This window comes from Cellulomonas sp. IC4_254 (genome assembly GCF_011603975.1).
Classification (GTDB): domain Bacteria; phylum Actinomycetota; class Actinomycetes; order Actinomycetales; family Cellulomonadaceae; genus Cellulomonas.
On record NZ_JAANNB010000230.1, the window covers coordinates 1 to 5,345 of the forward strand.

6 protein-coding genes are annotated in these 5,345 nt (G+C 74.9%); 5 read left to right on the forward strand and 1 reads right to left on the reverse strand.

Going from position 1 to position 5,345, the window contains the following annotated elements; genetic code table 11:
• Window positions 1-106: 106 nt before the first annotated feature.
• Window positions 107-871: a PspA/IM30 family protein gene (locus G6556_RS16785; RefSeq protein ID WP_166943982.1), complete on the forward strand. Its 765-nt coding sequence runs from the start codon at window positions 107-109 to the stop codon at window positions 869-871.
• A gap of 75 nt (window positions 872-946) precedes the next feature.
• Here G6556_RS16785 and G6556_RS16790 read toward each other — a convergent pair whose 3' ends face one another.
• On the reverse strand, window positions 947-1,675 hold the full coding sequence (locus tag G6556_RS16790) for a type 1 glutamine amidotransferase (RefSeq protein ID WP_166943983.1): 729 nt from the start codon (window positions 1,673-1,675) through the stop codon (window positions 947-949).
• Between the two features lie 121 nt (window positions 1,676-1,796).
• On the opposite strand from G6556_RS16790, the gene G6556_RS16795 reads away from it, so the two are divergent.
• From G6556_RS16795 to G6556_RS16810, 4 genes are all read left to right on the forward strand, one after another.
• Window positions 1,797-2,528, forward strand: a complete 732-nt coding sequence (locus G6556_RS16795; RefSeq protein ID WP_166943984.1) for a response regulator transcription factor — start codon at window positions 1,797-1,799, stop codon at window positions 2,526-2,528.
• The gene (locus G6556_RS16800) at window positions 2,525-4,195 is read left to right on the forward strand and encodes a HAMP domain-containing sensor histidine kinase (protein WP_346774961.1); all 1,671 of its coding nucleotides are present in this window, start codon (window positions 2,525-2,527) and stop codon (window positions 4,193-4,195) included. The genes G6556_RS16795 and G6556_RS16800 overlap by 4 nt, the downstream gene beginning before the upstream one ends.
• A 104-nt stretch (window positions 4,196-4,299) precedes the next feature.
• The gene (locus G6556_RS16805) at window positions 4,300-5,118 is read left to right on the forward strand and encodes a hypothetical protein (RefSeq protein WP_240934660.1); all 819 of its coding nucleotides are present in this window, start codon (window positions 4,300-4,302) and stop codon (window positions 5,116-5,118) included.
• Window positions 5,115-5,345 (forward strand): DUF4031 domain-containing protein (locus G6556_RS16810; protein WP_166943986.1); only part of this gene is annotated, 231 nt, incomplete at its 3' end. The genes G6556_RS16805 and G6556_RS16810, both read left to right, overlap by 4 nt.

Here is a 5,345-nt window from a genome sequence, read left to right on the forward strand (position 1 = left end):
CGGCGGCGGGTTCGGCGGCGGTGGCGGCGGCTTCGGCGGCGGTGGCCGCGGGGGCGGGTTCTAGGACATGTTCGGCAGACGCAAGACACGAGAGAGGCACGAGGCGATGACCGAGAAGCAGAGCATCTTCGGGCGGATCACCCAGCTCGCGCGGGCGAACATCAACGCGCTGATCGACCAGGCCGAGGACCCGCAGAAGATGCTGGACCAGCTGGTGCGCGACTACACCAACTCGATCGCGGAGGCCGAGAAGGCCATCGCGCAGACGATCGGCAACCTGCGCCTCGCCGAGCAGGACTACAACGAGGACGTCGCCGCCGCCCGCGAGTGGGGCAGCAAGGCGCTCGCCGCGTCCGCGCGCGCGGACCAGTACCGCCAGGCCGGCGACACCGTCAACGCCGACAAGTTCGACAACCTGGCCAAGGTCGCGCTCGGCAAGCAGATCGCCTCGGAGGGCGAGGTCCGCGACGCCGAGCCGCTGATCGCCTCGCAGCGCGAGACGGTCGACAAGCTCAAGGCCGGCCTGGCGCAGATGAAGGACAAGCTCGGCCAGCTCAAGCAGCGCCGGGACACCCTGGTCGCCCGGCAGAAGTCGGCCCAGGCCCAGCAGACCGTGCAGACCGCGATCTCGTCGATCAACGTGCTGGACCCGACCAGCGAGCTCGCCCGGTTCGAGGAGAAGGTGCGCCGCGAGGAGGCCCTCGCGATGGGCCAGGCGGAGATCGCCGCGTCCTCGCTGGACTCGCAGTTCGCCGAGCTCGAGGCCGACGGCGCCCAGATCGAGATCGAGGCCCGGCTCGCCGCGCTCAAGGGCGGCGGGCAGCCGCAGCAGCTGGGCAGCACCCCGGTGACGCCGCAGATCGAGGCCTGAGCCGCCTCGGCCCGCGACACGCGCGACGGCCCGGCACCCCGCTCGAGGGGTGCCGGGCCGTCGCGTCGTCGGGGGTCAGGCCGCGGTGCGCTCCGCGGCGCGCACGGCCACGATGCCCGCGAACGCCCGGGCGATCCGCGCGCCCTCGACCTGCACCACGTCGTCCGCGGCCGTGACGGCCTCGGCGATGGCGGCCTGCTCCTCCGGGGCGTCGCCGGCGTCCGCCGACCACGCGGCCATCAGCCCGGGCGAGGCCTCGGGGTGGAACTGCAGGCCCCAGGCCGCGTCCCCGATCCGGAACGCCTGGTACGGGTAGGTGCGCGACGCGGCGAGCCAGGTCGCGTTCCGCGGCAGGTCGACGACCGCGTCCGCGTGCATGGTCGGCATCGGGGTGCTGCGGGTCCCGGCGCGCTCGGCGTCCGCGGCCAGCGGGCCGAGCAGCGGGTCGGCCGCGGCCTCGGGGCGCCAGCGGACGTCCACGACGCCGGCCTCGCGCCCGGGAGGGGCGGCGACGTCGACGCGGCCGCCGGTGGCGACCGCGAGCAGCTGCGCGCCCAGGCAGATGCCGAGGGTCGGCACGCCGGCGCGCGCGGCGTCGGCCAGCAGGGCACGGGTCTCGGGGATGCCCGGCTCGTGCTCGTCGTGGGCGGACATGTTCCCGCCGAGGACGATCAGGCCGTCCAGGCGGTCGTCCGCGCCCGGCTGCTCGCCCGCGTACGCGCGGACCAGGCGGACGTCCACCCCGTCGAGGTGGTCGGCGAACCGGTCGAGCGGCACCGCGGCGTCGAGCTGGACGACGGTCACGACGGGCGTCAGGGAACCGGTGGGAGAATCGGCTGCACTCACGGGGCGGTACCGTACCGCGAACCCGGCACGACCAGTTCGCTCCCAGGAATCCTCCAGGCTCGGGGAGCACACTGGGACCGTGACCGCAGCAGACCGCACCCCCGAGGCGACGCTCCTCGTCGTGGACGACGAGCCGAACATCCGCGAGCTCCTCGCAACCTCGCTGCGCTTCGCCGGCTTCGAGGTGCACGCGGCCGCCGACGGCGGCGCCGCGCTCCGCCTCGCCAAGCAGGTGCAGCCCGACCTGCTGGTGCTCGACGTCATGCTCCCCGACATGGACGGGTTCACCGTCACCCGGCGGCTGCGCGACAAGGGCCAGCACGTCCCGGTGCTGTTCCTCACCGCGCGCGACGACACCGCCGACAAGATCACCGGCCTCACCGTCGGCGGCGACGACTACGTCACCAAGCCGTTCAGCCTGGAGGAGGTCGTCGCGCGGATCCGGGCGATCCTGCGCCGCACCCAGGCCGAGGTCGCCTCCGCCAGCGTGCTGTCCTACGAGGACCTCGAGCTCGACGAGGACAGCCACGAGGTGCGCCGGGCCGGGCAGGTCGTCGACCTGTCCCCCACCGAGTTCAAGCTGCTGCGCTACCTGCTGCTCAACCCCGGCCGCGTGCTGTCCAAGGCGCAGATCCTCGACCACGTCTGGCAGTACGACTGGGGCGGCGACGCGAACATCGTCGAGTCGTACATCTCGTACCTGCGGCGCAAGGTCGACCAGGTCCAGCGCCCGGACGGCACCCGGGTCGACCCCCTGATCCAGACCAAGCGCGGCGTCGGGTACATGCTGCGCCGGCCGAGCGGGTCGTGACCACGACGTCGGAGGCGTTCGCGGCGCCGGGGGGCCCGACGGCGGACGAGCAGCAGCCCGGCCGCGACGGGGGCCCGGAGGGCGCGCCGCGGCCGCTCGACGGCGTGCTGCGGCCGGCCCGGGACGTCTGGGCGCGCACGCCGCTGCTCGCGCGGCTGGTCGGCATCACGACCGTCCTGCTCGGCATGGGCCTGGCGATCGCGGGCACCGCGACGACCACGCTGCTGTCCAGGTACCTGGTGGAGCAGGTCGACGGCCGGCTCACGACCTCCGCGGCGGCGCTGCGGCAGTGGATGGGCGAGAAGTACAACCAGACCCACGACATCAGCGACCTGTCGGCGTACTACCTGGGCTCCGACTTCGCGGTCGTCGCCCAGGTCTTCGACTCCGAGGCGACGATCGCCCCGGCCGACGAGGTGGTCGAGAAGTACGGCTCGCCGCACCTGCCGGACGTGACGACCCTCGACGAGGTCGCGGGGCTGACCCGGCACGCGTTCTCCGTGACGAGCACCGAGCGCGGCTCCGCCTGGCGCGTCGTCGTGCAGCCGGTGACCTCGAACCGGACCACGATCGGCTACATCATGTACGCGGAGCCGCTGGCGGAGGTGCAGGACACCGTCCGGCAGGCCGCGTTCCTGCTGTGGACCAGCGCCCTCGCGATCCTCGTCATCGGCGCGGTCGTCGGCACCTGGGCCGTGCGCCGCTCGCTGCGCGGCCTGCGCGAGATCGAGGGCACCGCCGCCCAGATCGCCGCCGGCGACCTGTCCCAGCGCGTCCCGCCCGCCCCGGAGACCACCGAGGTCGGCCGGCTCGGCGCGGCGCTGAACTCGATGCTCGCCCAGATCGAGTCCGCGTTCGACGCGCGCACCCGGTCCGAGGAGCGGATGCGCCGGTTCGTCGCCGACGCCTCGCACGAGCTGCGCACCCCGCTGGCGGCGATCCGCGGCTACGGCGAGCTGTACCGGATGGGCGCGCTGACCGAGAAGGACCAGGTCGACGACACGATGCGGCGCATCGAGCAGTCGGCGACCCGGATGGGCGGGCTCGTCGAGGACCTGCTGGCGCTCGCCCGGCTGGACGCCGACCGCCCCGGGCGCACCGAGCCCGTCGACCTGGCGGTGCTCGCCACCGACGCGGCGCACGACCTGCGGGCCATCGACCCGACCCGCGAGGTGCGGGTCGGGCCGCTGTCCGGCGGCGCGGGTCCCGGGCCCGCCGGCTCGGCGCCGGTGACCGTCGTGCGCGGCGACGAGTCCCGGCTGCGACAGGTGGTCGCGAACCTGGTCGGGAACGTCGCCCGGCACACCCCCGCGGGCACGCCGGCCGAGCTCGGCGTGGGCCGGGTCGGCGACCGGGTGGTCCTCGAGGTCCGCGACCACGGCCCGGGCATCGCCCCGGAGCACGCCGCGCGGGTGTTCGAGCGGTTCTACCGGGTGGACGCCAGCCGCACCCGCGAGGGCGACGGCACCGGCGGCGGCGCCGGCCTCGGCATGGCGATCGTCGCGGCCATCGTCGAGGCGCACCACGGCGACGTCGCGATCACGCAGACCCCCGGCGGCGGTGCGACGATCCGGGTCGCGCTGCCCGCCGCAGGCGCCGACGAGGACCCCGCGGACACCGTGACCGGCGACGGCACGGGCGACGCGACCCCCCTCGCCGGCGCCTGAACGTCACCCGTCCGGCTGACGGCGCCCGCGTGGCGGAACCCCGTCCGGATGGGTCTACGATGGCGCGTCCGAGCAGGGTCGTCTGTCGCAGTGAGGCTGTTCCCATGGGCGTCTACGACGCGCCACAGTGGCTGTTGTCCGCGTTCGTCCGCAGCGCGAAGGGGGCGGGAGCGACCGCACCCGAGGACGCGCTCCGCGCGGTCGGATCCGATCTCGTGGAGCGGTGGACCGGCCCCGGCCGGACGTACCACAACCTCCGGCACCTGACCGACGTGCTGGCCCGGGTGGACGAGCTCGCCGAGGAGACCCACGAGCCCGACCTGGTCCGGCTCGCCGCCTGGTACCACGGCGCGGTGTTCGACGGCCGGCAGGTCGCGGCGTACGCGAACCGCGGCGGCGAGGACGAGGTCGCCTCGGCCCGGCTCGCCCGCGAGCAGCTCACCGACCTCGGGGTCCCGGCCGAGCGGGTCGAGCGCGTGCACCAGATGGTGATCGCCCTGGTCCGGCACGCCGCCGACCCCACCGACTTCGACTGCGCGGTCCTGTGCGACGCCGACCTGGCGATGCTCGCGGCCGAGCCGCAGCGCTACAAGGCGTACCTGCACGACGTGCGCGAGGAGTACGCCGACATCCCGATGCCGGACTACCTGCGCGCCCGGGTCAAGATCGTGCGCAAGCTGCTCAAGCGGCCGAGCCTGTTCGTCAGCCCGCTGGGCGCGGCGTGGGAGGAGCCCGCGCGGCAGAACCTCGGCGCCGAGCTGCACAAGCTCGAGAAGGTGCTCGCCGAGCTCGAGGCGGCCGACGGCTCCGCAGACACCTCCGCGGGCGGGGTCCCGGCGACCGGGGCGGGCGGCACCGCCGACGCCACCGGCACGCTCCGCCCGGGCGCGGGCGAGCGGCACCCCGTCCGGCCCGGGGCGTGACGGTCCTCGTCGACCCACCGCTCTGGCCCCGGCACGGCCGGTACTGGTCGCACCTGGTGAGCGACACCTCGCTGGCCGAGCTGCACGCGTTCGCCGAGCGCGCCGGCCTGCCCCGGCGCGCCTTCGACCTGGACCACTACGACGTCCCGGACGAGAAGCACGCGGAGCTCGTCGCGCTGGGCGCCGAGCCGGTGAGCGCGGGCGACCTGATCCGCCGCCTGCGCGCG

Excerpts from the sequence above, each read along its gene's own strand:
- G6556_RS16785 (WP_166943982.1), top strand. The coding sequence starts at position 107 with ATGACCGAGAAGCAGAGCATCTTCGGGCGGATCACCCAGCTCGCGCGG.
- G6556_RS16805 (WP_240934660.1), top strand. The coding sequence starts at position 4,300 with ATGGGCGTCTACGACGCGCCACAGTGGCTGTTGTCCGCGTTCGTCCGC.